Annotated in this window: 27 protein-coding genes; 13 read left to right on the top strand and 14 right to left on the bottom strand. The window is 73.2% G+C overall.

All coding sequences use genetic code 11. From position 1 onward, the window contains the following. Position 1: 1 nt before the first annotated feature. From ACQP00_RS17155 to ACQP00_RS17115, 9 genes are read right to left on the bottom strand one after another with little or no spacing between them, the layout of a single operon-like run. Positions 2-1,141, bottom strand: a complete 1,140-nt coding sequence (locus ACQP00_RS17155) for an acyl-CoA dehydrogenase family protein (RefSeq protein ID WP_433220140.1) — start codon at positions 1,139-1,141, stop codon at positions 2-4. Next, positions 1,138-1,872, bottom strand: a complete 735-nt coding sequence (locus tag ACQP00_RS17150; protein ID WP_433220138.1) for an enoyl-CoA hydratase family protein — start codon at positions 1,870-1,872, stop codon at positions 1,138-1,140. Before ACQP00_RS17150 ends, ACQP00_RS17155 begins: the two co-directional genes overlap by 4 nt. Next, a complete protein-coding gene (locus ACQP00_RS17145; protein ID WP_433220136.1) occupies positions 1,869-2,243 on the bottom strand; it encodes a MaoC family dehydratase in 375 nt (124 codons plus the stop codon). Before ACQP00_RS17145 ends, ACQP00_RS17150 begins: the two co-directional genes overlap by 4 nt. Then, a complete protein-coding gene (locus ACQP00_RS17140; RefSeq protein ID WP_433220134.1) occupies positions 2,240-2,665 on the bottom strand; it encodes an FAS1-like dehydratase domain-containing protein in 426 nt (141 codons plus the stop codon). The genes ACQP00_RS17145 and ACQP00_RS17140 overlap by 4 nt, the downstream gene beginning before the upstream one ends. Before the next feature lie 24 nt (positions 2,666-2,689). Further along, a complete protein-coding gene (locus ACQP00_RS17135; RefSeq protein ID WP_433220132.1) occupies positions 2,690-3,442 on the bottom strand; it encodes an SDR family oxidoreductase in 753 nt (250 codons plus the stop codon). Positions 3,443-3,447: 5 nt separating this feature from the next. Further along, the gene (locus ACQP00_RS17130) at positions 3,448-4,083 is read right to left on the bottom strand and encodes a hypothetical protein (RefSeq protein ID WP_433220130.1); all 636 of its coding nucleotides are present in this window, start codon (positions 4,081-4,083) and stop codon (positions 3,448-3,450) included. Next, positions 4,083-5,138, bottom strand: a complete 1,056-nt coding sequence (locus ACQP00_RS17125; RefSeq protein WP_433220128.1) for an NAD(P)H-dependent flavin oxidoreductase — start codon at positions 5,136-5,138, stop codon at positions 4,083-4,085. Before ACQP00_RS17125 ends, ACQP00_RS17130 begins: the two co-directional genes overlap by 1 nt. Then, the gene (locus ACQP00_RS17120; RefSeq protein WP_433220126.1) at positions 5,135-5,887 is read right to left on the bottom strand and encodes a CoA-transferase subunit beta; all 753 of its coding nucleotides are present in this window, start codon (positions 5,885-5,887) and stop codon (positions 5,135-5,137) included. Before ACQP00_RS17120 ends, ACQP00_RS17125 begins: the two co-directional genes overlap by 4 nt. Next, positions 5,884-6,741, bottom strand: a complete 858-nt coding sequence (locus ACQP00_RS17115) for a CoA transferase subunit A (protein ID WP_433220124.1) — start codon at positions 6,739-6,741, stop codon at positions 5,884-5,886. Before ACQP00_RS17115 ends, ACQP00_RS17120 begins: the two co-directional genes overlap by 4 nt. Before the next feature lie 143 nt (positions 6,742-6,884). On the opposite strand from ACQP00_RS17115, the gene ACQP00_RS17110 reads away from it, so the two are divergent. Then, on the top strand, positions 6,885-7,472 hold the full coding sequence (locus ACQP00_RS17110; protein WP_433220122.1) for a TetR/AcrR family transcriptional regulator: 588 nt from the start codon (positions 6,885-6,887) through the stop codon (positions 7,470-7,472). Positions 7,473-7,478: 6 nt separating this feature from the next. On the opposite strand, the gene ACQP00_RS17105 is transcribed toward ACQP00_RS17110, so the two are convergent. Genes ACQP00_RS17105 through ACQP00_RS17085 form a run of 5 tightly spaced genes read right to left on the bottom strand, consistent with a single transcriptional unit; the run spans position 7,479 to position 12,455 of the window. After that, positions 7,479-8,213, bottom strand: a complete 735-nt coding sequence (locus ACQP00_RS17105; protein WP_433223880.1) for a metal-dependent hydrolase — start codon at positions 8,211-8,213, stop codon at positions 7,479-7,481. Positions 8,214-8,246: 33 nt separating this feature from the next. Beyond that, complete coding sequence (locus tag ACQP00_RS17100) at positions 8,247-9,098, bottom strand: SDR family NAD(P)-dependent oxidoreductase (RefSeq protein WP_433220120.1); 852 nt, start codon at positions 9,096-9,098, stop codon at positions 8,247-8,249. Beyond that, positions 9,095-10,285 carry an acetyl-CoA C-acetyltransferase gene (locus ACQP00_RS17095; protein ID WP_433220118.1) on the bottom strand — a complete coding sequence of 397 codons (1,191 nt, stop codon included), beginning with the start codon at positions 10,283-10,285 and terminating at the stop codon, positions 9,095-9,097. The genes ACQP00_RS17100 and ACQP00_RS17095 overlap by 4 nt, the downstream gene beginning before the upstream one ends. Positions 10,286-10,300: 15 nt before the next feature. Beyond that, on the bottom strand, positions 10,301-10,960 hold the full coding sequence (locus ACQP00_RS17090) for an SDR family NAD(P)-dependent oxidoreductase (protein WP_433220116.1): 660 nt from the start codon (positions 10,958-10,960) through the stop codon (positions 10,301-10,303). A gap of 1 nt (position 10,961) precedes the next feature. Then, positions 10,962-12,455, bottom strand: coding sequence for a FadD3 family acyl-CoA ligase (locus tag ACQP00_RS17085; RefSeq protein ID WP_433220114.1), 1,494 nt, complete (start codon positions 12,453-12,455; stop codon positions 10,962-10,964). 46 nt (positions 12,456-12,501) lie between these two features. Here ACQP00_RS17085 and ACQP00_RS17080 point away from each other — a divergent pair, with 46 nt between their 5' ends. From ACQP00_RS17080 to ACQP00_RS17025, 12 genes are all read left to right on the top strand, one after another. Beyond that, complete coding sequence (locus ACQP00_RS17080) at positions 12,502-13,653, top strand: acetyl-CoA C-acetyltransferase (RefSeq protein WP_433220112.1); 1,152 nt, start codon at positions 12,502-12,504, stop codon at positions 13,651-13,653. Beyond that, the gene (locus tag ACQP00_RS17075) at positions 13,628-14,380 is read left to right on the top strand and encodes an SDR family oxidoreductase (RefSeq protein WP_433220110.1); all 753 of its coding nucleotides are present in this window, start codon (positions 13,628-13,630) and stop codon (positions 14,378-14,380) included. Before ACQP00_RS17080 ends, ACQP00_RS17075 begins: the two co-directional genes overlap by 26 nt. Before the next feature lie 85 nt (positions 14,381-14,465). Continuing rightward, complete coding sequence (locus tag ACQP00_RS17070) at positions 14,466-15,533, top strand: hypothetical protein (protein WP_433220108.1); 1,068 nt, start codon at positions 14,466-14,468, stop codon at positions 15,531-15,533. Positions 15,534-15,588: 55 nt separating this feature from the next. Continuing rightward, the gene (locus tag ACQP00_RS17065; protein WP_433220106.1) at positions 15,589-16,443 is read left to right on the top strand and encodes an LLM class F420-dependent oxidoreductase; all 855 of its coding nucleotides are present in this window, start codon (positions 15,589-15,591) and stop codon (positions 16,441-16,443) included. After that, positions 16,440-17,294 carry an SDR family oxidoreductase gene (locus tag ACQP00_RS17060; RefSeq protein ID WP_433220104.1) on the top strand — a complete coding sequence of 285 codons (855 nt, stop codon included), beginning with the start codon at positions 16,440-16,442 and terminating at the stop codon, positions 17,292-17,294. Before ACQP00_RS17065 ends, ACQP00_RS17060 begins: the two co-directional genes overlap by 4 nt. Further along, on the top strand, positions 17,284-18,435 hold the full coding sequence (locus ACQP00_RS17055) for an acyl-CoA dehydrogenase family protein (protein WP_433220102.1): 1,152 nt from the start codon (positions 17,284-17,286) through the stop codon (positions 18,433-18,435). The genes ACQP00_RS17060 and ACQP00_RS17055 overlap by 11 nt, the downstream gene beginning before the upstream one ends. 2 nt (positions 18,436-18,437) lie before the next feature. Beyond that, positions 18,438-19,424 carry an acyl-CoA dehydrogenase family protein gene (locus tag ACQP00_RS17050; RefSeq protein WP_433220100.1) on the top strand — a complete coding sequence of 329 codons (987 nt, stop codon included), beginning with the start codon at positions 18,438-18,440 and terminating at the stop codon, positions 19,422-19,424. 32 nt (positions 19,425-19,456) lie between these two features. Beyond that, a complete protein-coding gene (locus tag ACQP00_RS17045) occupies positions 19,457-19,969 on the top strand; it encodes a carbohydrate-binding protein (RefSeq protein WP_433220098.1) in 513 nt (170 codons plus the stop codon). Between the two features lie 40 nt (positions 19,970-20,009). Further along, complete coding sequence (locus ACQP00_RS17040; protein ID WP_433220096.1) at positions 20,010-20,471, top strand: MaoC family dehydratase; 462 nt, start codon at positions 20,010-20,012, stop codon at positions 20,469-20,471. Positions 20,472-20,703: 232 nt separating this feature from the next. After that, entirely contained in the window at positions 20,704-21,993 is a 1,290-nt protein-coding gene (locus tag ACQP00_RS17035) for a condensation domain-containing protein (protein ID WP_433220094.1), read from the top strand. Next, on the top strand, positions 21,990-22,361 hold the full coding sequence (locus ACQP00_RS17030; RefSeq protein ID WP_433220092.1) for a hypothetical protein: 372 nt from the start codon (positions 21,990-21,992) through the stop codon (positions 22,359-22,361). The genes ACQP00_RS17035 and ACQP00_RS17030 overlap by 4 nt, the downstream gene beginning before the upstream one ends. 195 nt (positions 22,362-22,556) lie before the next feature. Next, positions 22,557-23,999 (top strand): DUF1996 domain-containing protein, encoded by a 1,443-nt coding sequence (locus tag ACQP00_RS17025; protein WP_433220090.1) that lies wholly within the window; start codon positions 22,557-22,559, stop codon positions 23,997-23,999. Positions 24,000-24,088 lie beyond the last annotated feature (89 nt).

Here is a 24,088-nt window from a genome sequence, read left to right as displayed (position 1 = left end):
CCTATCGGGGCAGGCCGAGCACCCGCTCGGCGACGATGTTGCGCTGGATCTCGTTCGTGCCCGCATAGATCGGGCCGGCCAGCGAGAACTGGAACCCGCGCGTCCACGGGGAGTCGAGCAGCGCCTCGGCGCCGAGCAGCGCCAGCGCGACCTCGTGCAGGTCGATGTCGAGCTGCGACCAGTACAGCTTGTTCAGGCTCGCCCGCGCGCCCGGCGGCCGCCCCTCGACGAGGCCGGTCACCTGGTGCAGCGTGAAGTGGCGGTACGCCCGGGCGCGCAGCCACACCCGCACGATCCGCTCCCGCAGCGCCGGCCGCAGCCGGTCGGGGTGCGCGACCGCCAGCGCGATCAGGCGCTCGGCGGCGTGCAGGAACCGGCCCGGGGAGCGCAGGGTCAGGCCGCGCTCGGAGCCGGTGGTCGCCATCGCCACCTTCCAGCCCTGGTCGACGCCGCCGAGGACGGCCGCGTCGGGGACGAACACGTCGTCGAGGAACACCTCGGCAAAGCCCTCGTCGCCGTCGAGCCGGCCGAACCCGCGCACGGTCACGCCGGCGGCGTCGAGCGGGACGAGGAAGTAGGTCAGGCCGCGGTGCCGGTGCGCGTCCGGGTCGGTGCGGAACAGGCCGAACAGGTGCGTGCAGAAGGCGCCGCGGGTCGTCCAGGTCTTCTGGCCGGACAGCCGCCAGCCGCCGTCCGCGCGCACCGCCCGGCTGGCGATCGCGGCCAGGTCGCTGCCGGCCCCGGGCTCGGACCAGCCCTGCGCCCACAGGTCCCGCGCGGCCGCCATCCGCGGCAGCAGGGTGTCCCGCTGCTCGTCGGTGCCGAACTCGAACAGCGTCGGCGCGAGCAGGAAGATGCCGTTCTGGGTGACCCGCTGCGGGGCGCCGGCCGCGTAGTACTCCTCCTCGAAGATCAGCCACTCCCACAGCGACGCGTCGCGCCCGCCGTAGGCCTCGGGCCACGACACGACCGCCCAGCGCGCGTCGAAGAGCCGCCGTTCCCATTCCAGGTGTACGGCGAAGCCCTCCCGCGTGTCGCCCGACGGCAGCGGCTCGGCCGGCACGTTCGCGCGCAACCAGTCGCGCGCCTCGGCCCGGAACGCCGCCTCGGCGGGCGAGTCGGCCAGGTCGACCGTGCTCATTGGCCGAACTCGTCGCGCACCCGGTCGGCGACCCCGGTGAGGTTGAGCTCGAAGGTGAAGCCCTGCTCGTACCGGTACGACCGCTTCGGATCCCACGGGTCGATGCCGTTGAGCGACTCCTTGGCCGCCCGGATCACGGTCGGGTCCTTGGCCGCGATGTCGCGCGCGATCGTCAGCGCGGCGTCGCGCAGCTCGTCGCGCGGCACGACCCGCAGCACCGACCCGAACGCGTGCAGCTCGGCGGCGGTCGCGGTGGCCGAGGTGTACATCATGGCGCGCATCTTGTGCTGCGGGACCAGCCGCGACAGGTGGGTGGCGGCGCCGAGCGCCCCGCGGTCGACCTCGGGCAGCCCGAAGGTCGCGTCCTCGCTGGCCACGATGATGTCCGCGTTGCCGCAGAGCCCGATCCCGCCGCCGAGGCAGAAGCCGTGCACGGCCACGATGACCGGAACCGGACAGTCGTACACGGCGGCGAACGCGGCCGCGCAGCCCTTGTTCACCCCGACGAGCGCGCCGAAGTCCTTGGCCGCCTGCAGCTCCTTGATGTCGACGCCGGCGTTGAAGCCGCGCCCCTCGGCCCGCAGCACGACGGCGCGCACGGCCGGGTCGGCGCCGGCGACGTCCAGGGCGGCCGCGAGGTCGAACCAGCCCTTGACCGGCAGCGCGTTGACCGGCGGGTTGTTCATGACGATCTCGGCGACGCCGTGCTCGTCCACAGTGGACTCGATCATTCGGTACCATCCGTTGCGAAGGTCGCCCAGCCGTACACGGCGACGGTGCCGTCCTGTGTGGTGCAGGTCATCTCGACGTCGAGCTCGCCGGGGCGGCGTGCGGTGATCGCACCGTCGCACGTCACGGTGTCGCCGGGAAACACCCGCGCGGCGAACCGGACGCGGAACGCGCGCACGTTCTCGGCCCCGAACCGGTCCGTGGCCCAGGTGGCCAGGAATCCGGCCTGCAGCATCCCGAGGGCGAGCGGCGCGGCCAGCCCGGACGCGCGCGCGAACTCCTCGTCGTGGTGGATCGGGTTGAAGTCGCCCGAGGCGCCCTGGTACCTGACCAGATCCGTCCGCGTGAGCGGCCCGACGACGAACGCGCTCATCCGGCCTCCACCCCGGTCAGCCTGGCCGTGGCGACCAGGCGGCCGGTGTCGTCGCGGAACTCGGTCACCATGACGGCGAACGCGAGCGGCCCCGAGCGGCCCTCCTTGCGCGTGACCGATTCGATCCGGGACACGCCGGTGAGCCGGGTGCCGGCCCGCGGCGGCGGGCCGTGGAAGACGAACTCCTGCTCGGCGTGCAGCCCCTTGTGCTGGTCCATGGCCACGGCCTGCCACGGGTCGGCCGCGCCGTGCTGCCAGAAGAACGCGGTGGTGAGGAACGTCGCCGGTACCACCGGATCGTCGCCCTCCAGATACGCCGGATTCGCCGAGTGCGTGGCCCGCGCGAACTCGCGGATCTTGCCGCGCTCGACGTCGAGCGTGAACGGTTCGCCGGTGCGGCCGGCGGCGCTGTCGTCAACCATGCGGTTCCCCTGCCTGCCCGACCCCTACGGATGCTGACTGCTGACCGAGACGACCTCGCCGGTCATGTACGTGCTGTAGTCGCTGGCCAGGAAGACGATCACGTTCGCGACCTCCCACGGCTCGGCCGGCCGCCCGAACGCCTCGCGCTGCGACAGCTCGGCGAGCAGCTCCTCGGTGGTCACCTTGGCCAGGTGCGGGTGCATGGCGAGGCTGGGGGCGACGGCGTTGACGCGCACCCCCGCCCGGGCCGCCTCGACGGCGGAGACCCGGGTCAGCGCCATCACGCCGGCCTTGGCCGCGGCGTAGTGGGCCTGGCCCTCCTGCGCGCGCCAGCCGATCACGGAGGCGTTGTTCACGATGACGCCCCGGCCGCGCGGCATCATGTGCCGCAGCGCCGCGCGCGTGCACCGGAACGTGCCGGTGAGGGTCACGTCGAGCACCGACGACCACTGCTCGTCGGTCATGTCCACGATGTCGGCCGTGCCGCCGAGCCCGGCGTTGTTCACCAGCACGTCGAGGCCGCCCAGCCGCTCGGTGACGGTGTCGAAGAGCCGCTGGACCTGGGCCTCGTCGGTCACATCACACGGTACGGCGAGCGCACCCAGCCGTTCCGCGGCCTCGGCGAGCCGCCGCTCGTGCCGGTCGCTGATCGCGACGGTGGCGCCCTCCTCGACGCAGCGCTCCGCCGTCGCGTACCCGATGCCGGTGCCGGCGGCCGCGGTGACGAGCACCGTACGCCCGGCGAGCAGCCCGTGAGCCGGGGGTTTCTCCACCATGGCGGTCACTCTACCAAGCGCTTGCTTGGTTCACCAGAGCCGCGGGCGACGTCCAGTGGCACCGACGTCCCGGCCCCGGTGGACAGGGACGGGCGGTCCGGCTCGATCGCCGCCAGGGGTGCACATTCGCGCAGGGAGGCGCGGCTGCGGGCGGCGAGTTCGCGGTACACCCGCGTGCCGTTGGCCTTCCAGGCGAGCTCCTGGGCCGTCAGCTCCCGGACGACCCGCGCGGGCGACCCGGCGGCCAGGGTGCGCGGCGGCACCACGAACCCGGCCTTCACGAACGCGTGCGCGCCGACGAACGCCTCCGCGCCGACCTCCGCGCCGTCCATCACGACCGCGTTCATGCCGACGAGCACGCCGTCGCCGATGGTGCAGCCGTGCAGGATCGCGCCGTGGCCGACGTGGCCGTGCCGGCCCAGGACCGCCTCGGTGCCGGGGAACGTGTGGAACACACAGGAATCCTGCAGGTTCGAGCCGTCGCGCAGGACGATTCGGCCGAAGTCGCCCCGCAGGCTCGCGAGGGGGCCGACGTAGCAGCCGGCCCCGACGTGCACGTCGCCGATGAGCACGGCGGTCGGGTGCACGTAGGCGTCCGGGTGGACGACCGGGATGACGCCCTCGAGCGAGTACGCGGGCATCAGGCGAGCCGTTTCAGCGCGGCCTCGGCCTCGGCCATGATCCGGTCGATCAGCTCGGCGCAGCTGGGCAGGTCGTCGATCAGGCCCGCGACCTGCCCGCTGGCCATCACGCCGGCGTCGGGACGGCCGTCGACCATCGCGTTGCGGATGAGCATCGGGGTGTTGGCGGCGGTCAGCACCTGGTCGTAGGAGAGGCCGTGGCCGCGCATCGCCCGCCCCTCGCGCAGCAGCGAGACCCACGAGCGGCCGGAGAGCTTCCGGAACGCGCGGGCGCTGCCGAACGCGCGCAGGAGCCGGCGACCGGGCACCGCCGGCGCGGACAGCGTGTCGACGAACGGGGTGCGCAGCACGCGCTGCGGCACGCCGTCGAGGCGGTCGGTGACGACGGTGTCGGTCACCGAGGCGGCCAGGTAGCGGCGCTTGACGTCCTCGGCGATCGGGCTGTCCGAGGTGAGCAGGAAGCGGGTGCCCATGGCGATCCCGGCCGCGCCGTACGCGAGCGCGGCGACCAGGCCGCGCCCGTCGTGGTAGCCGCCGGCCGCGACGACCGGGATGCCGACCGCGTCCACGACCTGCGGCAGCAGCAGCGAGATGGGCACCGGGCCGGTGTGGCCGCCGCCCTCGCCGCCCTGCACGACGACAGCGTCGGCGCCCCACGCGGCGACCTTCTCCGCGTGCCGGCGCGCCCCGACGGACGGCACGACCACGACGCCGGCCGACTTGAGCTTGTCGATGAGCTCCGGCTTGGGCGCGAGCGCGAACGACGCGACCCGCACCCCCTCGCGGATGAGCAGGTCCGCACGGCGGGCGGCGTCCGGTGCGTCGGCGCGCAGGTTCACCCCGAACGGCTTGTCCGTGCGCGCCCGCACGTCGGCGATCGCGGTGACGAGTTCGTCGTACGAGAGGGTGGCGCTGGCGAGGACGCCCAGTCCCCCGGCTTCGGCGGTGGCGGCGGTGAGCCGGGCGTCGGAGACCCAGCCCATGCCGGTCTGCACGATCGGGTACCGGATCCCGAACAGCGCGCAGATCGGCGTGTCGAGCGCCGCAGCACTCACCCGGCCACCTCCCGCTGGCGAGCGCCGCGGGGATCGATGACCTCGCGGATGAGGGCGAGTTCGGCGTCGGTGGGGGTGCGGGTTTCGGGGAGATCGGGCGGTACCACCAGATCGAACGCGGTGGCGGCGAGCACTTCGGCCACCGTCACGCCCGGATGCACGGACACGACGCGCATCCGGTGGTCGTCGGTGTTGAAGTCGAACACGCCCAGGTTGCTCACGACCCGGCGCAGTTCGTGGAACTTGGCCGCCGCCGGCGCCGTGGCCGCGCGGTCGTACCCGACGCCGCTGACCATGTCGACGGCCGCGACGAACGAGCGCGGGCCGTGCTTGGGCACCCAGTAACTGGTCGGGTGGCTGACCGTGTTGCCGGGCGCGCCGCGCACCCCGAGCAGCTGGCGGGTCGGGCGCGCGAAGTCGCCGATCGCGGAGATGTTCGCGTTGCCGTACTGGTCGATCTGGCTCGGCATCATCATGACGTGCCGGTGCCCCGTGTAGAGCAGGTCGAACACGGCGCGGAAGGGGATCCAGCCCTCGATCCCGGGCGGCGCCTCGCCCAGCGCCCAGGTGCCCCGCGCGAGCATCGCCTCGCCGTCGGAGAGCAGCAGGTCGGGCGCGAACGTGGCGCGGGCGAGGCGTACGCCGATGGTGGGCACGACCCCGGTCGGGCTGGCGAGGATCTCCCCGTCGCCGAGCCACGCCTCCGCGCACGCGATCGCGCAGATCTCCGCGCGGGTGACGTCGCTCATGCGGCCACGCTCCTGGACTCGACGGCGGCCCGGTAGGCGGCCTCGTCGCCGTTGAGGTAGCGCTCGTAGAACGCCTGCCACTCCTGCGGGTCGCCGGCGGCCTTGACGTACTCGCGCTGGAAGGCCTCGTCGCGGCCGTAATCGGGGTCACACGAGGTGAAGTGCGCACCGCCGGGCGCCTCGACCACGCCGTGCACCATCCAGCGCTGCAGCAGCAGGCTCTGCACCGGCGCGGCGCGGGTCAGCTCCTCGGTCGGCACGATGCGCTCGACGGAGACGTACGCCTGCTCGGCCGCCGTGCAGAAGAGGTCGTCGAAGTACGGGTCCGGCCCGAGGTACTGCGCGTTGCCGAGCACATCCGCGCGGTTCAGGTGGACCAGCGCGGCGTCGAGGTGCAGCGCGGGCACGGCGAGCAGTTCCTCTCCGCCGTACGGCGAGGCGACCGTGCGCAGCGCCGGGTTGACGGTGAGCACGTCGGAGCCGAGCCCGACCCGGCTGGGCAGGAACGGCAGCCGGCAGGTGGCCGCGTAGAGCGCCCACCTGAGCATGCCCTCGTCGTACTCGCTCACCTCCACCGAACCCGTCTCGCGCGCGGCGCGGAAATGCGGTTCGAGGGCGATCGAGTCGAGCGACACGAACCCGTAGATCAGGCGCCGGACCTTCTTCGCGGCCAGCAGCAGGCCGACATCGGGCCCGCCGTAGGTGACGATCGTGAGGTCGGTGAGGTCGGAGCGCAGGATCGCCCGGACGAGGGCCATGGGCTTGCGCCGCGACCCCCAGCCGCCGATCCCGATGGTCATGCCGGAGCGTAACCGGGACACGACCTCGTCGGGGGACATCTGCTTGTTCGCCATCGCTGTGTTTGGCCGCCTTACTCCCGCAGGCTGACTTGCCCCACGACCGTACCAAGCGCTTGCTTGATTACGCTACACTCGTTTTCTCGCGGGGTCGGTACACTCCGGCGGGATACATCTCCTTCTCTGTAAAGGACCATGGGATGGCGCGGGAGTCTGGGGAACGACGCGAGCGGATTCTCGCCAGCGCCGCAGCGTTGTTCGCGAACAAGGGCGTGGCGGCGACCACGGTGCGTGAGATCGCCGACGAGGTCGGCATCCTCTCCGGGAGCCTGTACCACCACTTCGAGTCGAAGGAGGCGATGGTCGACGAGATCGTCACCTCCTACCTCGAGGACCTGCGCACGCGCTACAAGCGGGTGCTCGCCGCGGACACCGATCCGCGCACGCGGCTGCACGACCTGATCGTGGCGTCGCTGGAGGTGGTGGAGGCACATCCGCACGCCACCGAGATCTACCAGAACGACGTCAACTATCTGATCCAGATCGAGCGGTTCGGCTACCTGCGCAACGCCGGCAAGGAGGTCCAGGCGGCCTGGCTGCAGGTCATCGAGGCCGGCATCGCCGACGGCGTGATCCGCTCGGACCTGGACCCGAAGATTTTGTACCGCCTGATGCGTGACGCCGTGTGGTTGTCCGTGCGGTGGTTCAAGCCGACCCGGGAGTACCCGATCACGCGCCTGGCCGAGGACTGCACCTCCCTGTTCCTGGACGGCCTCGCCCGCCGCTGACCCGGCTCATATCGCCAGCAGCCAACCGGCGCCGACGGCGCTCGCGACCAGCAGCCAGCGGACCAGGTGCTCGGCCCGGCCGCCGGTGCCGAAGCGCAGCAGGCGCGGGGTGCGCAGCCGGCGCCAGCGACGGCCGCCGATGGGCAGCGGGAACAGCGCCGGGACGCCCGTGTTGGTCATGGCGTCGCCGGCGATGTGCGCGAGGCAGCCGAACGCGACGGGCAGGCCGAGCCACCACCAGCCGTCCGCCGGCCCGAACGTGACCAGGGCGGCCGCCGTGAGCAGGCCGCCCAGGGTCGCCCCGAGCGTGCCGCGCTTGCGCTTGGGCCACAGGGCGCGGATGGCCAGGCCGGTCGTGGCGAACGTCACCACCGCGGCCGCCGCGATCCCGCCGAACCACCCGCCGACCGCCGCCAGCAGGCCCGTGACCAGGGCGAACAGCACGGTGTGGGTCAGCGTGCGGTGCCCGTCGAGGTCGCGCACGTCGAGCGGGGTGCGGGTGCGCGCGTGCAGGACGGCGCACGCCCGGCCGATCCGCCGGCACAGGAACCGGCTGACCGGCCCGAAGGTGTACGCCACGCACGAGCTCGGGTGGTCACAGTCCGGCAGCAGCGCGGCCCCGGCGGCGATCACGGTGCCCACGACGACGACCGGCGGGCCGACCGGAGCACCGGCCGCGGCCAGCAACGCACACCCGCCCAGCCAGCCGGCCGCCCCGGACACCGCGTGTGAGGATCCCATCACGCCCTCGATGGTGATCCATCAATGCAAGTCTCACGCCCGGTGCAGCCCGACCGGGCTGAGCGGGCCGACCTCGCCGGCCGCGAAGGCCGCGGCCACCGACGAGACGGTCCAGGCCGGGTTCAGGGTGCCGTGGCCCTGGACGGTCGGGTGGGCGACCATCGACAGCTCGTCGCCGTCGATGCGCACGATCTGCCCGTGCAGGCCGGCCGCGGCGTCCGAGAGCAGGTACACCACGGCCGGGGCGTTCTGGGCGGGCGGCTTGGCCACGTTCTGGCCCTGGGCCGCGGCGCCCAGGTAGGCCTCGTAGGCGTCGGCCATGCGCGTGTGGGCGTTCGGCGAGACCGCGTTCACCCGCACGCCGCTGCCGGCCAGGTCGGCCGCCCAGCAGTACGTCAGCGAGGCCACCGCGCCCTTGCTCGCCCCGTAGGCGCCCATCGCGGCCGAGCCCGCGTGCGAGCCCGAGGTCACGTTGACGATCGAGCCGGAGCCGCGGGGCAGCATGGCGCGGATCGCGTGCAGCCCGCAGTACGCGGTGCCGAGGACGTTGACCTCCAGCACCGCGCGGAACTCGTCCGGGTCCTGCTCGGCCGGGTTGGCGAGGCGGAAGATGCCGGCGTTGTTGACCAGGCCGTCGATCGCGCCGAACGCCTCCACGCAGGCGCCGATGATCGCGCCGGCGGCGTCCCAGTCGGCGACCGAGCCGGCGAACCCGGCCGCGGTGCCGCCGGCGGCGCGGATCTCCGCCACGACCCCGTCGGCCAGGTCGGCGTCGACGTCGTTGACGAGCACCGCGGCGCCCTCGGCGGCGGCCAGCCGGGCGTAGGCCGCGCCGAGCCCGCGGCCCGCGCCGGTGACCACGACTGCCTTGCCCGCGAGGTTCATGCCAGCCGCTCCAGGATCAGCGCCATGCCCTGGCCGCCGGCGGTGCACATGGTCTCCAGGCCGAGCTGCTTGTCCCGGAAGGACAGTCCATTGAGGAGGGTGGTGGCGATCCGCGCGCCGGTCATGCCGAACGGGTGGCCGACCGCGATCGCACCGCCGTGCACGTTGACCTTCTCCGGGTCGGCGCCCATCTGGCGGTACGACGGGATCACCTGCGCGGCGAAAGCCTCGTTGATCTCGATCAGGTCGATGTCCGAGATGGACATGCCGGCGTGCGCGAGGGCGCGGCGGGTCGCCTCGACCGGGCCGAGACCCATGATCTCCGGGCTGAGCGCGGACACGCCGGTGGCGACGATGCGGGCGAGCGGGGTCAGCCCGAGCTCGCGGGCCCGCGACGCGCCCATGACGACGACCGCCGCCGCGCCGTCGTTCAGCGGGCAGCAGTTGCCCGCCGTGACGGTGCCGTCGGGGCGGAACGCCGGCTGCAGCGTGCTCACCTTCTCCAGCGTGACGCCGGCGCGGGGGCCGTCGTCGCGCGCCAGCTCGGTGCCGTCGGGCCGGGTGACGGGCGTGATGTCGAGCTCCCAGAACCCGTCGGCCTGCGCCTTCTCGGCGTTGTTCTGGCTGCGCACGGCGAACTCGTCCTGCTCGCGGCGGGTGATCCCGCACATGCCGGCGACGTTCTCGGCGGTCTCGCCCATCGCGATGTACACGTCCGGCAGCTCACCCGCCGCCCGCGGATCGGTCCAGGTGAGCGAGGACGTGTGCTCGGGATAGCGCGGGTTCTTGGTGCCGGGCATGCCGTCGGCCTTGCCGGCCGGGTAGTGCGAGACGACCTCGGCCCCGGCCGCGACGAACGCGTGCCCCTCCCCCGCTTTGATCGCGTGGAAGGCCATCCGGATCGCCTGCAGCGACGACGCGCAGTAGCGGTTCACGGTGGTGCCGGGCACCATGTCGAGGCCGAGGTGCATGGCGACCTGGCGGCCGAGGTTGTACCCCTGCTCGCCGGCCGGCTGCGCGCACCCGAGGATCAGGTCGTCGAGGGTGGCCGGATCGAGCGCGGGCACCTTGGCCAGGGCCTTGGTGACGATCTGCGCGGCGAGGTCGTCGGCGCGCACCTCGGTGAGCGATCCCTTGTAGGCGCGGCCGATCGGCGAGCGCACGGCGGAGACGATGACGGCGTCCACAGTGGAACACCCCTTTCATTGGGAGACGGTCCAGCCCCCGTCCACGGGCAGCAGGACGCCGTTGACGTACGCGGCGGCCGGGGAGAGCAGGAACAGCACGGCCGCGGCGACGTCCTCGGGCCGCCCGGCCCGGCCCATCGGGTTGCGCTCGATGAGCGAACGGCCAAGGGCGGAGTCGGCGAATCCGGCCATGCGCGGCGTGTCGATGAACCCTGGTGCGACCGCGTTCGCGCGCACCCGCGGCGCGATCCGGGTCGCCAGATGTCGCGTGTACCCCGCGATCGCCGCCTTCCCCGCCGAGTACCACGCGGAGTCGGTGCCCACCAGGTTGCCCGCCACCGAGGCCACGTTGACCACGGCCGAACCCTCGGGCGGCCCGGTGGCCAGCCAGGCCGACGTCACCAGCTCCATGCTGCCGGCGGTGGCCGCGAGCCCGTCGGTGAACGCCAGCGCCGGGCCGCCGCTGGCCGGGCCGGCGTTGTTCACGAGGTAGCGCACCGGTCCGGCCGCGGCGAACGCCGCCGCGACCGCCTCCGGATCGCGCACGTTGACGACCGAACCGCCGTCGACCGCGACGAGATCCCACACGACGGCGCGCAGCCCCTGCTCGGCGGCGAGCCGGGCGACGGCGGCCCCGATGCCGCTCGCGCCGCCGGTGACGATGACGGTGTCCATGTCATGCCCTCCGGAGGGTCGTCTTGAGCACCTTGCCGCTCGCGTTGCGCGGCAGCGCGTCCACGAACACGAACGAGCGGGGTTGCTTGTAGTTGGCCAGCCGCTCCTTGCAGTACGCGGCGAGCGCGTCGGCCTGCACGGGCCCGCGCGACACGACGAAGGCGCGGGCGACCTCGCCCATCCGCTCGTCCGGCACGCCGATGACGGCGACCTCGGCCACGGCCGGATGGCGGGCGATGACCTGCTCGATCTCGGCCGGGTAGGCGTTGAACCCGCCGACGATGAACATGTCCTTCAGCCGGTCGGTGATGCGCAGGTAGCCCCGCTCGTCCAGGACGCCGACGTCGCCGGTGTGCAGCCAGCCGTCCGGGTCGATGGTGTCGGCGGTGGCGGCGGGGTCGTTGAAGTACCCCCGCATGATGTTGTAACCGCGGATCAGCACCTCGCCGCTGGCCTCGTCGACCCGCACCTCCACCCCGGGGACGGCGGCGCCGCAGGTCGTCGACACGGTGACCGGGTCGTCGTCGGGGCGGCACATGGTGGCGGTCCCGCACGACTCGGTCAGCCCGTAGGCGGTGAGCACGGTCTCCAGCGCGAGCTCGGCCCGCAGCCGCTCGATCATGACCACCGGGACCGTCGTCGCGCCGGTGATCGCGACGCGCAGCGTCGACAGGTCGTAGGCGGAGCGGGCGGGGTGGTCGAGCATCGAGGTGTACAACGTGGGCGGTCCGGGCAGCACCGTGATCTTCTCGCGCTGCACGAGCTCGAGGCTGGTCGGCACGTCGAACACGGCCTGCGGCACGATGGTCGCCCCGCGCAGGAGGCACGCGATGACCCCGGCCTTGTAGCCGAAGGTGTGGAAGCAGGGGTTGATGAGCAGGTACCGGTCTCCCTCGCGGAGTTGCGCGAGGTCGCTCCACGTGACGTACAACTGCGTCGTCTGGCTGTGGGTGATCATGGCGCCCTTGGGCCGCCCGGTGGTGCCGCTGGTGAAGAACAGGTCGGACAGGTCGTCGGGGTAGACCACGGCGTCCACGGCCTTGCCAACGGCCATGAACCGGTCCCACTCGGCGAACGGGACGATGTCGGTGAGGTCCGGGGTCGGCGTCTCGGTCGCGGCCTCGGCGAGCGCGGCGACGTAGCGGTTGCCGAGGAACCCGTCGTCGACGAGCAGGAGCCGCGCACCGCTGCGGGCGAGGATGTACGCCGCCTCGGGACCCTTGAATCGGGTGTTCAGCGGCACGAGGACGCCGCCGGCTGAGACGATGCCGAGGGCGGCGACGATCCACCGCCAGCCGTTCGGGGCCCACAGCGCCACCCGGTCGCCCTTGGCGACGCCGCGCGCCGCGAGCGCCTCGGCGCACCGGGTGACCTCGGCGCCGAGGTCGGCGTAGGTGAGCCGCACGTCGCCGTCGACGACGGCCTCGCGGTGGCGGTAGTGCGCGGCGCCGGCCCGTACCAGATCGGGAATGGTGCGGGCGTCCAGCGGTTCCATGCGAGGCACCTTACCAACCAAGCGCTCGCTTGGTAAGGTCTCGACCATGACGGAGGCTTATCTGGTCGAGGCGGTCCGCACGCCGGTCGGCCGGCGCGGCGGCGGGCTGAGCGCGATCCACCCGGCCGACCTCGGCGCGCATGTGCTCAACGCGCTGGTCAAGCGCAGCGGCGTGGACCCGGCGGCGGTCGACGACGTGATCTTCGGCTGCGTCGACGCGCTCGGCCCGCAGGCGGGCAACATCGCGCGCACCAGCTGGCTCGCGGCCGGGCTGCCCGAGCACGTGCCGGGCGTGACCGTCGACCGGCAGTGCGGCTCGTCGCAGCAGGCCATCCACTTCGCCGCGCAGGCGGTCATGTCCGGCACCGCCGACCTCGTGGTGGCCGGGGGCGTGCAGAACATGAGCGCCATCCCGATCTCGGCGGCGATGCTGGCCGGGCAGCAGTACGGCTTCGACGACCCCTTCCGCGGCTCGGCCGGCTGGCACGCGCGCTACGGCACCCAGGAGATCAGCCAGTTCCGGGCGGCCGAGCTGATCGCCGCCGAATGGGCGCTGACCAGGGAGGAGATGGAGCGGTACGCGCTGGAGAGCCACCGCCGGGCCGCCGCCGCCATCGACAGCGGCCGCTTCGAGCGGGAGATCGAGCCGATCGCCGGGGTGACCGCCGACGAGGGCCCGCGCCGCGACACGACGCTGGAGAAGATGGCGTCGCTGCCCACCCTCAAGCCCGGCGGCGTGGTGACGGCCGCCCTGGCCAGCCAGATCTCCGACGGCGCGGCGGCCGTCCTGGTCGCCTCCGAGCGCGCGCTCGCCGAACACGGCCTGCGCGCCCGCGCCCGCATCCACCACCTGAGCGTCCGCGCGGACGATCCTGTCTACATGCTCACCGGCCCGATCCCGGCCACCGAACACGCGCTGCGCAAGGCGAAGCTCACCATCGACGACATCGACCTCATCGAGATCAATGAGGCTTTCGTACCCGTAGTGCTCGCCTGGCACCACGAGACCGGCGCGGACCTGGCCCGCGTCAACCCCCTCGGCGGCGCCGTGGCCCTCGGCCACCCGCTCGGCGCGACGGGGGCGCGGCTGATGACGACCCTCCTGCACGAACTGGAGGCCCGCGGCGGCCGGTACGGTCTGCAGACCATGTGCGAGGGCGGGGGTACGGCCAATGTCACCATCATCGAACGCCTCTGAACCCCGCGCGGCGCTCGTCACCGGCGGCACCCGCGGCATCGGCCGGACCATCGCCACCCGGCTCGCCGCCGACGGCTACCAGGTCCTGGTCTGCGGCCGCAACGACCCGGGCGACCTGCCGTTCTTCCACCGCGCCGACGTCCGCGAACCGGACCAGGCGGCGGCCCTGGTCGCCGCGGCCGTGGCCACCTTCGGCCGGCTCGACCTCGTGGTGAACAACGCGGGCGGCGGCCCCCCGGCCCCGGCCGCGACGGCGTCGCCGAACCTGGTCACGGCCGTGGTCCGGCTCAACCTCCTGGCCCCGTTCTTCGTCGCGCAGGCCGCGAACGCCGTCATGCAGCAGCAGCCGTCCGGCGGCCTGATCGTGAACATCGGCAGCGTCTCGGCCCTGCGCCCGGCCCCGGGAACGGCGGCGTACGCGGCAGCCAAGGGCGGCCTCGAAGTGCTCACCCGCGCCCTCGCGCTGGAGTGGGCCCCGCGCGTGCGCGTCAACACGGTGACGGCGGGCGTGGTGCGCACCGACGACAACGCGGCCCACTACGGCGACGAGGCGGCCCTGGCGGCGGTCGCGGCGACGGTGCCCCTCGGACGCATGGCCACCCCGGACGATATCGCCGACGCCGTGCTGCTGCTGGCCTCCCCGCTGGCCGGCTACGTCACCGGCGCGTCGCTGCTCGTGGACGGCGGCGGCCAGCTGCCCCGCTACTCGGACGCGGCACACTCGTAACCTCCCGCGCCGCACGGCTGATCGCTGCGTCGCACGCGCGGCGACCCGGTGCTGGGGGCGTGGGGCGGCCATTACGATCCCGCGCATGGTTCGGTCCTCGCCGCTCGCGGTGCGCGTTGATGCGTTGCTGCGGGCCGTTGCCGCGTTCGACGTCGACGGGTTCTACGCTGCCCTGCCCGCGATCGCGCAGAGTGCCGAAGAGGCCGCGCCGGAAGAGATTCAAGCGGCTCTGGTACGGCTCGAGCCCGCCCTCCGCCCCGCCACGTTCGCGCTCGGCGGCGGCCTGGCGGGGCTGCTCGGGCAGATGGCGTGGAACGGCACCGATCCGGCCGCCGTCATGCCGCTGCTCGCCGATCGGGCGGCCGATGTGCTCGAACAGGCCGTGCGGTTCCGCGCGCTGTACCGCGACGCGTTCGGCGAACCGCCCGCGCCCCGCGAGCAGGAGGCGGCCGGCGCGGTGCTCGAGCGCTTCGCCGGGTCGGCCCGGCGGCGCGGGCTCGACCCCGACGCGGCCGAGATGCTGGTCCAGGCGTGGTTCTGCGCCGAGGAGTGGGTGCAGCCGGTGCTGTACCTGTGTCAGCGGGCCGAGGTCCGGGCGACGCTGCCGCAGCGCGAGCGGCTGACCGCGGCCGTCGCCGCCGCCCGTGAGCTCTACGGAACGGCATCCTGGCTGTGGGGCCTGCTGCGGGTGGTCGACCACGAACAGCTGATCGTGGTCGATCGCGATTTCGCTCGTACCGGCCGTGGTTTCCGGGTCACCGTCGGCGGCATCGGCGACAACTTCCAGCTGCACATCCTGCTCGCCGCGACCCTCATCGGCGACCCGGGCCGCGGCCTGCTGCCCGGACGGCGCCCGACCGCCGCCGAGTTCGCGGCCGCCACGGACGGCAACCCCCAGCCTCCGGGCGGCATCCGCGGCTGCTGGAACCTCGTCGACGCCCGCGGCGAGTGGATCTGGAACGAGGGCACCCCGGCCGACATCCCCCGCCTCGACGGGGTGCGGCTGATCGCGCTCGACCGCGAACCGTACGCCCGGACCTGGAACGCCGGCCGCTCCTATCCCCGCATGGCCCCGCGCCTGCTCATCGACGGCGCCCTCGCGCCCGGCGAGGCGGCCCACTGGCTCGCCCGGATCGGCGCCCCACGCGCCTGAATCCGGCTCCGCGGCGGCCTTCGTAACCAAGCAAGCGTTTGGTAGAGTACCGGCCGTGGAGCTGAAACTCGGGGTCATGCCGTCGCACGGCGGCGCCGATCCGGCCACCGTCGCGCGGTTCGTGCGGCTGCTGGAGGAGCTCGGCTGCGAGTCGGTCTGGGCCGTCGAGCACGTGGTGGTGCCGGACGCCTACGACAGTTCGTACCCGTACGATCCCACCGGCCGCATGAGCCTCGGCCCGGACGACGACATCCCGGACCCGCTGCACTGGCTGACGTTCGCCGCCGCGCACACCACCTCGCTGCGGCTCGGCACGGCGATGCTGATCCTGCCCGAGCACAACCCGGTCGACCTGGCCAAGCGCCTGGCGACCGTCGACGTGCTCAGCGGGGGCCGGCTCCTGGCGGGCATCGGCGTCGGCTGGCTGCGCGAGGAGTACGACGCGCTCGGCGTACCGTTCGCCGAGCGTGGTGCCCGCGCCGACGAGTACCTCGAGGTGATGCGAGCGCTGTGGACGCAGGCGCCCGCACGGTACAACGGCCGCTTTGTCGCCTTTGGCCCTGTGCACTCGCGGCCTCGCCCGACGCGCGGCACGGTCCCGATCGTCGTCGGCGGCCACAGCCTCGCGGCGGTGCGGCGCGCGGCCCGGCTGGGCGACGGCTGGTATCCGCTCGGCGTGCGCGGCGAGGAGTTCGCCCGGCTGCGCAAGGCCCTGCGCGAGGAGTGTGCCGCCGCCGGCCGCGACCCGGACGAGGTCGAGGTGACCGCGCGGGCCCCGGGCGACCGCGGCGAACTGGAGATGCTCCGCTCCCTGGGCGTCGCGCGGGTCGTCATCCGTGCGGACCCGAACGACCTGGTCGGGGTGCGGGACAAGGTGCGACGCTACCAGCGGGAGGTCCTCGGAGCATGAGAACGGTCATCATCACCGGCGCCGGCCAGGGCCTCGGCCGCGCCCACGCGCTCGCGTTCGCCGCGGCCGGCCATCACGTCGTGCTCAACGACCTCAGCGCGGAGCGGCTCGATGCCGTGGCCTCCGAGTGTACGCGCGGCAAGGTGACCGTCGCGCCCGGCGACATCGCCGACTGGTCGTTCGCGGCCGCGCTCGTGCGGACGGCGGTCGATGCGACCGGCCGCCTGGACGCGCTCGTGAACAACGCCGGGCTCGCGCGCGACCGGATGACCACGAACGTGACCGAGGACGAGTGGGACTCGGTCATCCGGGTCAATCTCAAGGGCCACTTCGCGCCGCTGCGGCACGCGTCGGCGTATTGGAAGGGGCTGGCCAAGGCCGGCACCCCGGTGGCCGCGCGGATCGTGAACACCACGTCGGGCGCCGGGCTCATGGGCAGCGTCGGGCAGGTCAGCTACAGCGCCGCCAAGGCCGCCGTGGCCGCGATGACACAGGTGGCCGCGGTCGAACTCGCGCGGTACGGCATCACGGTGAACGCGATCGCGCCCAGCGCGCGCACGCCGATGACCGAGGACGTGTTCGCCGACGCCATGCGGGCGCCCGCGGCCGGGTTCGACGCGATGGCCCCCGAGAACGTGTCGCCGCTGGTGGTGTGGCTCGCCTCCGAGGAGGCCGGGTTCGTCACCGGCCGGGTGTTCGAAGTCTCCGGCGGCAGCGTGAGCCTCGCCGACGGCTGGCAGCACGGTCCGGCCGCCGACGCCGGGCGCCGTTGGGACCCGAACGAGCTCGGCCCCGTCGTGCGCGACCTGCTCGCCCGCGCGCCCGAACCGGCGGCCGTCTATGGCGCCTGAGCACGAGGCGTTCCGGGCCGAGGTGCGGGCCTGGCTCGGCGAGCATCTCACCGGCCGGTTCGCGCCGCTGATCGGCACCGGCGGCCCGGGGCGCGAGCACGAGCACCTCGACCTGCGCGCCGAGTGGGAGCGGGAGCTCGGCGCCGGAGGGTGGATCGGGCTGGGCTGGCCGCAACCGTACGGGCGCGGCGCCTCCATCGCCGAGCAGGTCGTGTTCTTCGAGGAGTACGCGCGCTCCGGCGGGCCCGGGCGGCTCAGCCACATCGGCGAATACCTCCTTGCGCCGACGCTCATCGCGCACGGCACGCACGAACAGCGGGAACGCTTCCTGCCGCCGATCGCGCGGGCCGAGGAGTTGTGGTGCCAGGGGTACTCCGAGCCCGAGGCCGGCTCCGACCTCGCCGGCGTGCAGACGCGCGCGGAACTCGCCGGCGACCGCTGGCGCATCAGCGGCCAGAAGGTCTGGACGTCGCTGGCCCACATCGCCGACTGGTGCTTCGTGCTCGCCCGCACCGGGCCGGAAAAGCGCAAGGCCGGCCTCTCGTACCTTCTGGTGCCGATGCGGCAGCGCGGTGTCGAAGTGCGCCCGATCGTGCAGCTGACCGGCACCTCGGAGTTCAACGAGGTCTTCTTCGACGGCGCGGAGACCGGCGCCGACCTGGTCGTCGGCGCGCCCGGCGACGGCTGGCGGGTCGCGACGAGCACCCTGGCGTTCGAGCGCGGCGTGGCCACCCTCGGGCAGCAGCTGGGGTTCGCCCGCGAGCTGCAGTCCATTGTGGATCGTGCGCGCACCGTCGGTACCATCGAGGATCCTGTTTTTGCCGACCGGCTCGTGCAGGCCTGGGCGGGGTTGCAGGGCCTGCGCCACCACGCGTTGCGCACCCTGTCCGCGACCGGGCCCGACCCGACCGCGGCGTCGGTGGCCAAGCTGCTGTGGGCGAACTGGCACCGCGACCTCGGCGAGCTGGCCATGGCGGCGGAGGGGCCGGCCGCGACGGTCGCGCGGGCCGCGCCGTACGACCTGACCGACGCCCAGCGGCTGTTCCTGTTCACCCGCGCCGACACCATCTACGGCGGGTCGAACGAGATCCAGCGCAACATCATCGCCGACCGTCTCCTCGGCCGCGTCCCCCGATCGTAGGAGTGTCCACAGTGGAGCCGTTCGCCGGGGAGTTCACACCCGAACAGATGGCGCTGCGCGAGTCGGTGCGCGGGTTCCTGGCCTCGCCCGGCTACAGCTGGGCGCGGCTCACCGGCGAGCTCGGCCTCACCGCGCTGGCCGTCGGCGAGGAGCACGGCGGTTTCGGCGCCACCGCGGTCGAGGCCGGCATCGCCCTGGAGGAGGCCGGCGCCGCCCTGCTCTCCGCCCCGCTGCTGTCGACCACGGCCGCGATCCTGGCCCTGGACCCGGCCTCCGACCTGCTCCCGGGCCTGGCCGAGGGCACCTCGATCGGCGCCCTGGCCCTCGGCGGCACCGTCGAGGCGAGGCCGACCGCGCAGGGCACGGTCCTCGACGGCCGCGTCCACCACGTCCTGGACGGCGACGCGGCCGACCTGCTGCTGGTCGAGTGCGACGGCGACCTCTTCGCGACGGACGCCGCGGTCGTCCAGCCGGTGCCCACTGTGGACACCACCCGCAGCCAGGCGACCGTGATCCTGACCGCCGCCCCGGCCCGCCTCGTCGCCCCCGCCGGCGCCGCGCACGGCCTGGCCGTCATGTACGCGCTGCTCGCCGCGGAGTCGGTCGGCGTGGCCCGCGCGGCGCTGCAGTCCACCGTGGACCATCTGCGCACCCGGCGCCAGTTCGGCGTGCCGCTCGCGTCGTTCCAGGCCCTGCGCCACCGCGTCGCCGACCTGTACGTGCTGCTCGAACAGGCGACCTCCACCGCGCGCTACGCCCTGCGCGCGTACGGCACCGCCGAGTTCGCCCTGGCCGCGCCCCTGGCCAAGCTCTCCGCCACCGAGGCCGCCTGGACGGTGACCCGCGAGTCGATCCAGCTGCTCGGCGGCATCGGGTTCACCTGGGAGCACTCCGCGCACCGGTACCTCAAACGCGCCACCGCCAACCACCTGCTCTTCGGCGACCCGCCAACCCTCCGCCGCCTCCTGCTGGCCCGCGCCTTCACCTAGCTAGATCGGCTCACATCGATATACTCCGGCGCATGAGACGTATTCTGCTCACCGCCGGAGCGGCCGCGCTCGCCGTCGCCGCCGCGGCCGCGCCCGCGTCCGCCGCCACCGTGCGCACCTTCGGCTCGGTCGTCGAGGCCGAGTCGTACGACGCGCAGCACGGCGTCCGCACCTTCACCGACCCGGCCGCCTCGGCCGGCCGCGCGGTCGCGTTCTCCCCCGGCGACCGCCTGCGCCTCTCCGCCATCGACTTCGGCGCCCCGGGCCAGGCCAGCGGCTACGCGACCTGGCGCTCCTGCTCGACCGGCCCCGGCACGATCGACCTGCGCCTGGACTCGCCGACCGCCACCCCGTTCCTGACGTTCACCATCGGCACGACGGGCAACTGCACCCAGTGGTACCAGTCCAGCCTCCGCCTCGGCCTCGCCACCACCCCGACCGGCGTCCACGACCTGTACATCACCGCCGCCGGCACCGACCGCTGCGACTTCTACCGGCTCGACAGCTTCCAAATGATCAAGCAGACCAGTCCCCCGATCCCGTAGCCCGGCACCGCCGCGTCGCCGCCGTGAGAGGCTGGCCGGCATGCGAGCGATCAACGAGCGGTACTTCGAGGACTACGTGCCGGGCGCGGTGCACGAATACACGCAGGCGGTCGAGACGGTCGACGAGGCGGAGATGCTCGCGTTCGCGCGCCGGTTCGATCCGCAGCCGATTCACGTCGACGCCGGGTACGCGGCCGGCGGGCCGTTTCAGGGGCTGATCGCCAGCGGCTGGTTCACGGCCGCGCTGCTCATGCGGCTGTTCGCGGACAACTACCTGTCGCGCGTGGCCAGCCTCGCCTCGCCCGGCGTCGACGAGCTGCGGTGGCCGGTGCCGGTCCGGGCGGGCGACCGGCTGTGGCTGCGCGCGACGGTCGACCTGGCGCGGCCCTCGAACAGCAAGCCCGACCGCGGGATCGTGCGCACCCGCTGCGAGCTGGTCAACCAGGACGGCCGGGCCGCGCTGACCTGCGTCGCGGTCAACCTGCTGCTGAAACGTCCGTAGGCAGCCCGGAGCGGCGCAGGGTGAGCACGTCGGTCGTGGCGCGCAGGACCGCCACCACGGTCGCGTCCACTGGACGCGCCGGGACCGCCGGCCGGGGAAAGTGCGGTCGCAGGTTCGCGGCGGGACCCGGTCCGTGGTGGCCCGGGAAACTTTCAGCAATGAGCAGGAGCGATGCGCGGACCCGCGCGCGGGCGTTGACGCGGCGGCCCGGCGCGGCGGGACACTCGGCCGCGTGGACATCGTGGTGGCGTTCGAGGGCGAGGGGTCCGGCATCGCCGAGCTGACCTGGGGGCAGCGCGACGTGTGGGACCTGATGCGGCGTACCGGACGGACGATGAACATCGGCGGCACCGTCCCCGCCGCCCCCGGCGAGACCGTCGAGCACCTGGCCGCCCTGCTGCGGTTCATCGTCGGCCGGCACCAGGCCCTGCGCACCCGGCTGGTGCACACCGAGGGTGGCCCGCCGCGGCAGGAGGTGCACGCCGCGGGCGAGATCGTGCTCGAATGCGTGGCCGCCGGGCCGGACCCGGACGTGACCGCGGAGGAGCTGCGCGTCCGCTACCAGACCACGCACTTCGATCCGTTCGCCGAATGGCCGGTGCGGATGGGGGTCGTGCTCGACGGCGGGACGCCGACGCACGTCGTGCTCATGTACTACCACGTCATCGTCGACGGCTTCGGCATCGACGCGATCGTGCGCGACCTGGCCAACCTCGGCGAAGAGCGCGCGCCCGTGCAAGGGGTCCGGCCGCTGGAGCTCGCCGCGCAGCAGCGGGAGCCGGCGGCGCTCCGGCAGAGCGAGAAGGCGCTGCGGTACTGGGAGCGCCAGCTCGACCACGCGCGGCTCCCCGCCCCGCCTGAGCCGCGCGACCCGGGCCTGGACCGCCCGCGGCACTGGGAGATCGTGTGCGAGTCGCGCGCGCTGGCGCTCGCGGTGCGGGTGGTCGGGGCGCGCACCGGGCTCGCGTCCGGCCCGATCCTGCTCGCCGCGTACGCCAGGGCGCTCGCCCGCGCCACCGGGGCCGGCTCCGCCGTGGTGCAGGTCGTCGTCAGCAACCGGTTCCGGCCCGGGTTCGCCGACGCGGTCACGAGCCTGCGCCAGTTCGGCCTCTGTGTCATCGACGACGACGCCGACTTCGACGCGATGGCGGCGCGGGCGTGGGGGGCGACGCTCGCGGCGTACAAACACGGGTATTTCGATCCGGCCGGGCTGTCCGCGATCGGCGAGCCGACGTGCGTGCTCAACGATCGGCGGCGGGCCGTCGACGACAGCGGCGGCGAGGTTCCGGCGGCGGCGGAGATCCGGGCCGCGCGCGCGGACACCAGCGTGCGGTGGGGTGTGCGCGAGGAGACCTACGACGCCACGTTCTACCTGCACCTCGAGGATGAGCCGGGCCGGATCATGTACACCCTGTGGGGCGACACGCACCGCTTCGCGCCCGAAGCCATCGAGCGGTGCGCGCGGGACCTGGAGACGGCGGTCATCGATGCGGCGCTCGCGGCCGCTACCGTGGACGCGTGAGGAGCAGAGTGGTGGCCTGCGCCGTGCTCGGCGCCGGCTGGCTGGTCGCGGTCGCGGTGCTCACTCGCGCGGTGCTCGCCCGGGTCGTCGCCGGGCTGGACGCGAAGCCCGATCCGAGCACCGGACGGCTGCAGTTCGTGCTCGCGATCGTGCTCGTCGCCGGGCCGCTGCTCGTGGCCGGGGTCGCCCGCGGGCTCCGGGTCGCCCGGTTGCCGCGGATCGCGCTCGTCGTCGCCGGGGTCACGGTGCTGCCCGCGGTCATCCTCGGGCTGGCCGGGTCGCGCACGCTGCAGACGCCCGAGCCTGAGCCGACCCGCCAGCGGTGCGTCATCCTCAGCGGCGGCACCAACACCTGTCCGGGCGGCTGAGAGCGAACGCGCGCATACGTACGGTCGCTAAAGAAGATTTAAGAACGGAATTGCCAAAAAATGTAATCGGGTCCGCGCACGGGGCCTGACAACGATCTTCCAGAGAGCGCTCTCTAAGTTTTCCTTTGGTCTCTTGAACTGCATATGGGCGCTTTGAATACTGGCTGCGCACCCGAATCCAGGAAAAGGATCGATATGCGCAGAACTCGCGTCCTGATCGCGGCGGCCGCGGTCGCGGTCGTCGCCGGCGCCGGCGGCGTCTACATGGCGACCGCCAGTGCGGAGGAGAACTCGGCGCCGAAGCTGGAGGCCGAGGCGTTCGCGGCCCAGTCCGGCGCGCAGACGGAGGGCACCCGCGACGCCGGCGGCGGCAAGAACGTCGGCTGGCTCGCCAACGGTGACTGGCTGCAGTACGACAACGTGACCCTGAGCGGCGCGGACCTGAGCGTCCGCATCGCCGCCCAGAACAAGGCCGGCGGCTCGATCGAGCTGCACCTCGGCTCGCCGACGGGCCAGCTGCTGGCGTCGTTCCCGGTGACGTACACGGGGAACTGGCAGAGCTGGAAGACCGTCACGGCCACGGCCACCAGCGTCCCGGCCGGCAAGCAGACGCTCGTCGCGGTGATGAAGAGCGCGCAGCAGTCGGACTTCGTGAACGTCAACTGGTTCACCCTCGGCAGCGGCGGGCGCCCACCCGCCACGGCGACGGTGGCCCCGCCGACCACGAGCGCGCCGTCGCCGACGACCGGCACGACGCCGACCAAGAGCACCGGCACCAGCACCGGCACGGCCGGCTGGGTGGACGTCGACCAGGCCGCCTGGCAGCAGCAGCTCGCCGCGTTCGACAAGCTGCAGCAGCTGCCCGTGCCCGCCGGTACGACCAGGGTCTCGGAGTTCCACACCGACTGTTCGGTGGCGAACGAGGCCCCGGACGACCCGATCGTGTTCCCCGGGCTCGCCGGCGCGTCGCACATGCACACGTTCTTCGGCACGAAGGTCACCGCGAACAGCAAGCCCGCCGACCTGTTCGCGCAGACCGCGAACTGCAACGCCCCGGGCGACAACAGCGCCTACTGGGTGCCGCAGCTGCAGCGCAACGGCCAGCCGGTCAAGATGAAGAGCTTCCGGGTGTACTACGGGTCGCGCCTTCCGGACCCGTCGGTCACCAAGCCGTTCCCGCCCGGACTGGTCATGATCAGCGGTGACGCCAAGAAGCAGACGCCCACCCAGAAGGGCGCGCCGGGGCAGTTCTGGTGCGCGGGCAGCGCGGAGGTCGGCCGCAGCGCCGACGGCAACTGGCCGGTCTGCGCGGCGGGCGGCAACCTGATCTTCCAGCTGACGTTCGCGGACTGCTGGGACGGCAAGCACATCGACTCGCCGGACCACAAGTCGCACATGGGCAACGCGGTCAACGGCAAGTGCCAGGGCGACTACCCGGTCGCGATCCCGAACCTGTCGTTCATGGTGAACTACGACTCGCTGGGCGGTGACGGGCTGGCGCTGTCCTCCGGCATGGCCTCGTCGATGCACGGCGACTTCATGAACGCGTGGAAGCCCGAGAACCTCGGCCCGCTGGTCAAGGTCTGCCTCGACGCCCACGCGAAGTGCGGCACCACCCCCTCGTTCACCGGCGGCTGATCGTTGCACCGAACGCGGCGGGCGTCCCCACCCAGAGGGGGCGCCCGCCGCACTTTTCATCTACCGGAAACCCAGGTCGGGCGGACAGA

Source organism: Dactylosporangium sp. CS-047395 (assembly GCF_050942185.1).
Taxonomy (GTDB): Bacteria; Actinomycetota; Actinomycetes; order Mycobacteriales; family Micromonosporaceae; genus Dactylosporangium.
The sequence above is the reverse complement of the archived record's forward strand: the minus strand, read 5'-3'. Positions and strand labels throughout refer to the sequence as shown.

What these genes read in the sequence shown, in the direction of transcription:
- ACQP00_RS17155 (WP_433220140.1), bottom strand. Translation starts at nt 1,141, where the DNA reads ATGAGCACGGTCGACCTGGCCGACTCGCCCGCCGAGGCGGCGTTCCGG.
- ACQP00_RS17105 (WP_433223880.1), bottom strand. Translation starts at nt 8,213, where the DNA reads ATGGGATCCTCACACGCGGTGTCCGGGGCGGCCGGCTGGCTGGGCGGG.
- ACQP00_RS17085 (WP_433220114.1), bottom strand. Translation starts at nt 12,455, where the DNA reads ATGGAACCGCTGGACGCCCGCACCATTCCCGATCTGGTACGGGCCGGC.
- ACQP00_RS17110 (WP_433220122.1), top strand. Translation starts at nt 6,885, where the DNA reads ATGGCGCGGGAGTCTGGGGAACGACGCGAGCGGATTCTCGCCAGCGCC.
- ACQP00_RS17140 (WP_433220134.1), bottom strand. Translation starts at nt 2,665, where the DNA reads ATGGTTGACGACAGCGCCGCCGGCCGCACCGGCGAACCGTTCACGCTC.
- ACQP00_RS17120 (WP_433220126.1), bottom strand. Translation starts at nt 5,887, where the DNA reads ATGAGCGACGTCACCCGCGCGGAGATCTGCGCGATCGCGTGCGCGGAG.
- ACQP00_RS17080 (WP_433220112.1), top strand. Translation starts at nt 12,502, where the DNA reads ATGACGGAGGCTTATCTGGTCGAGGCGGTCCGCACGCCGGTCGGCCGG.
- ACQP00_RS17045 (WP_433220098.1), top strand. Translation starts at nt 19,457, where the DNA reads ATGAGACGTATTCTGCTCACCGCCGGAGCGGCCGCGCTCGCCGTCGCC.
- ACQP00_RS17150 (WP_433220138.1), bottom strand. Translation starts at nt 1,872, where the DNA reads ATGATCGAGTCCACTGTGGACGAGCACGGCGTCGCCGAGATCGTCATG.
- ACQP00_RS17025 (WP_433220090.1), top strand. Translation starts at nt 22,557, where the DNA reads ATGCGCAGAACTCGCGTCCTGATCGCGGCGGCCGCGGTCGCGGTCGTC.
- ACQP00_RS17130 (WP_433220130.1), bottom strand. Translation starts at nt 4,083, where the DNA reads ATGCCCGCGTACTCGCTCGAGGGCGTCATCCCGGTCGTCCACCCGGAC.
- ACQP00_RS17100 (WP_433220120.1), bottom strand. Translation starts at nt 9,098, where the DNA reads ATGAACCTCGCGGGCAAGGCAGTCGTGGTCACCGGCGCGGGCCGCGGG.
- ACQP00_RS17115 (WP_433220124.1), bottom strand. Translation starts at nt 6,741, where the DNA reads ATGGCGAACAAGCAGATGTCCCCCGACGAGGTCGTGTCCCGGTTACGC.
- ACQP00_RS17090 (WP_433220116.1), bottom strand. Translation starts at nt 10,960, where the DNA reads ATGGACACCGTCATCGTCACCGGCGGCGCGAGCGGCATCGGGGCCGCC.
- ACQP00_RS17070 (WP_433220108.1), top strand. Translation starts at nt 14,466, where the DNA reads ATGGTTCGGTCCTCGCCGCTCGCGGTGCGCGTTGATGCGTTGCTGCGG.
- ACQP00_RS17040 (WP_433220096.1), top strand. Translation starts at nt 20,010, where the DNA reads ATGCGAGCGATCAACGAGCGGTACTTCGAGGACTACGTGCCGGGCGCG.
- ACQP00_RS17075 (WP_433220110.1), top strand. Translation starts at nt 13,628, where the DNA reads ATGTCACCATCATCGAACGCCTCTGAACCCCGCGCGGCGCTCGTCACC.
- ACQP00_RS17060 (WP_433220104.1), top strand. Translation starts at nt 16,440, where the DNA reads ATGAGAACGGTCATCATCACCGGCGCCGGCCAGGGCCTCGGCCGCGCC.
- ACQP00_RS17055 (WP_433220102.1), top strand. Translation starts at nt 17,284, where the DNA reads ATGGCGCCTGAGCACGAGGCGTTCCGGGCCGAGGTGCGGGCCTGGCTC.
- ACQP00_RS17135 (WP_433220132.1), bottom strand. Translation starts at nt 3,442, where the DNA reads ATGGTGGAGAAACCCCCGGCTCACGGGCTGCTCGCCGGGCGTACGGTG.
- ACQP00_RS17145 (WP_433220136.1), bottom strand. Translation starts at nt 2,243, where the DNA reads ATGAGCGCGTTCGTCGTCGGGCCGCTCACGCGGACGGATCTGGTCAGG.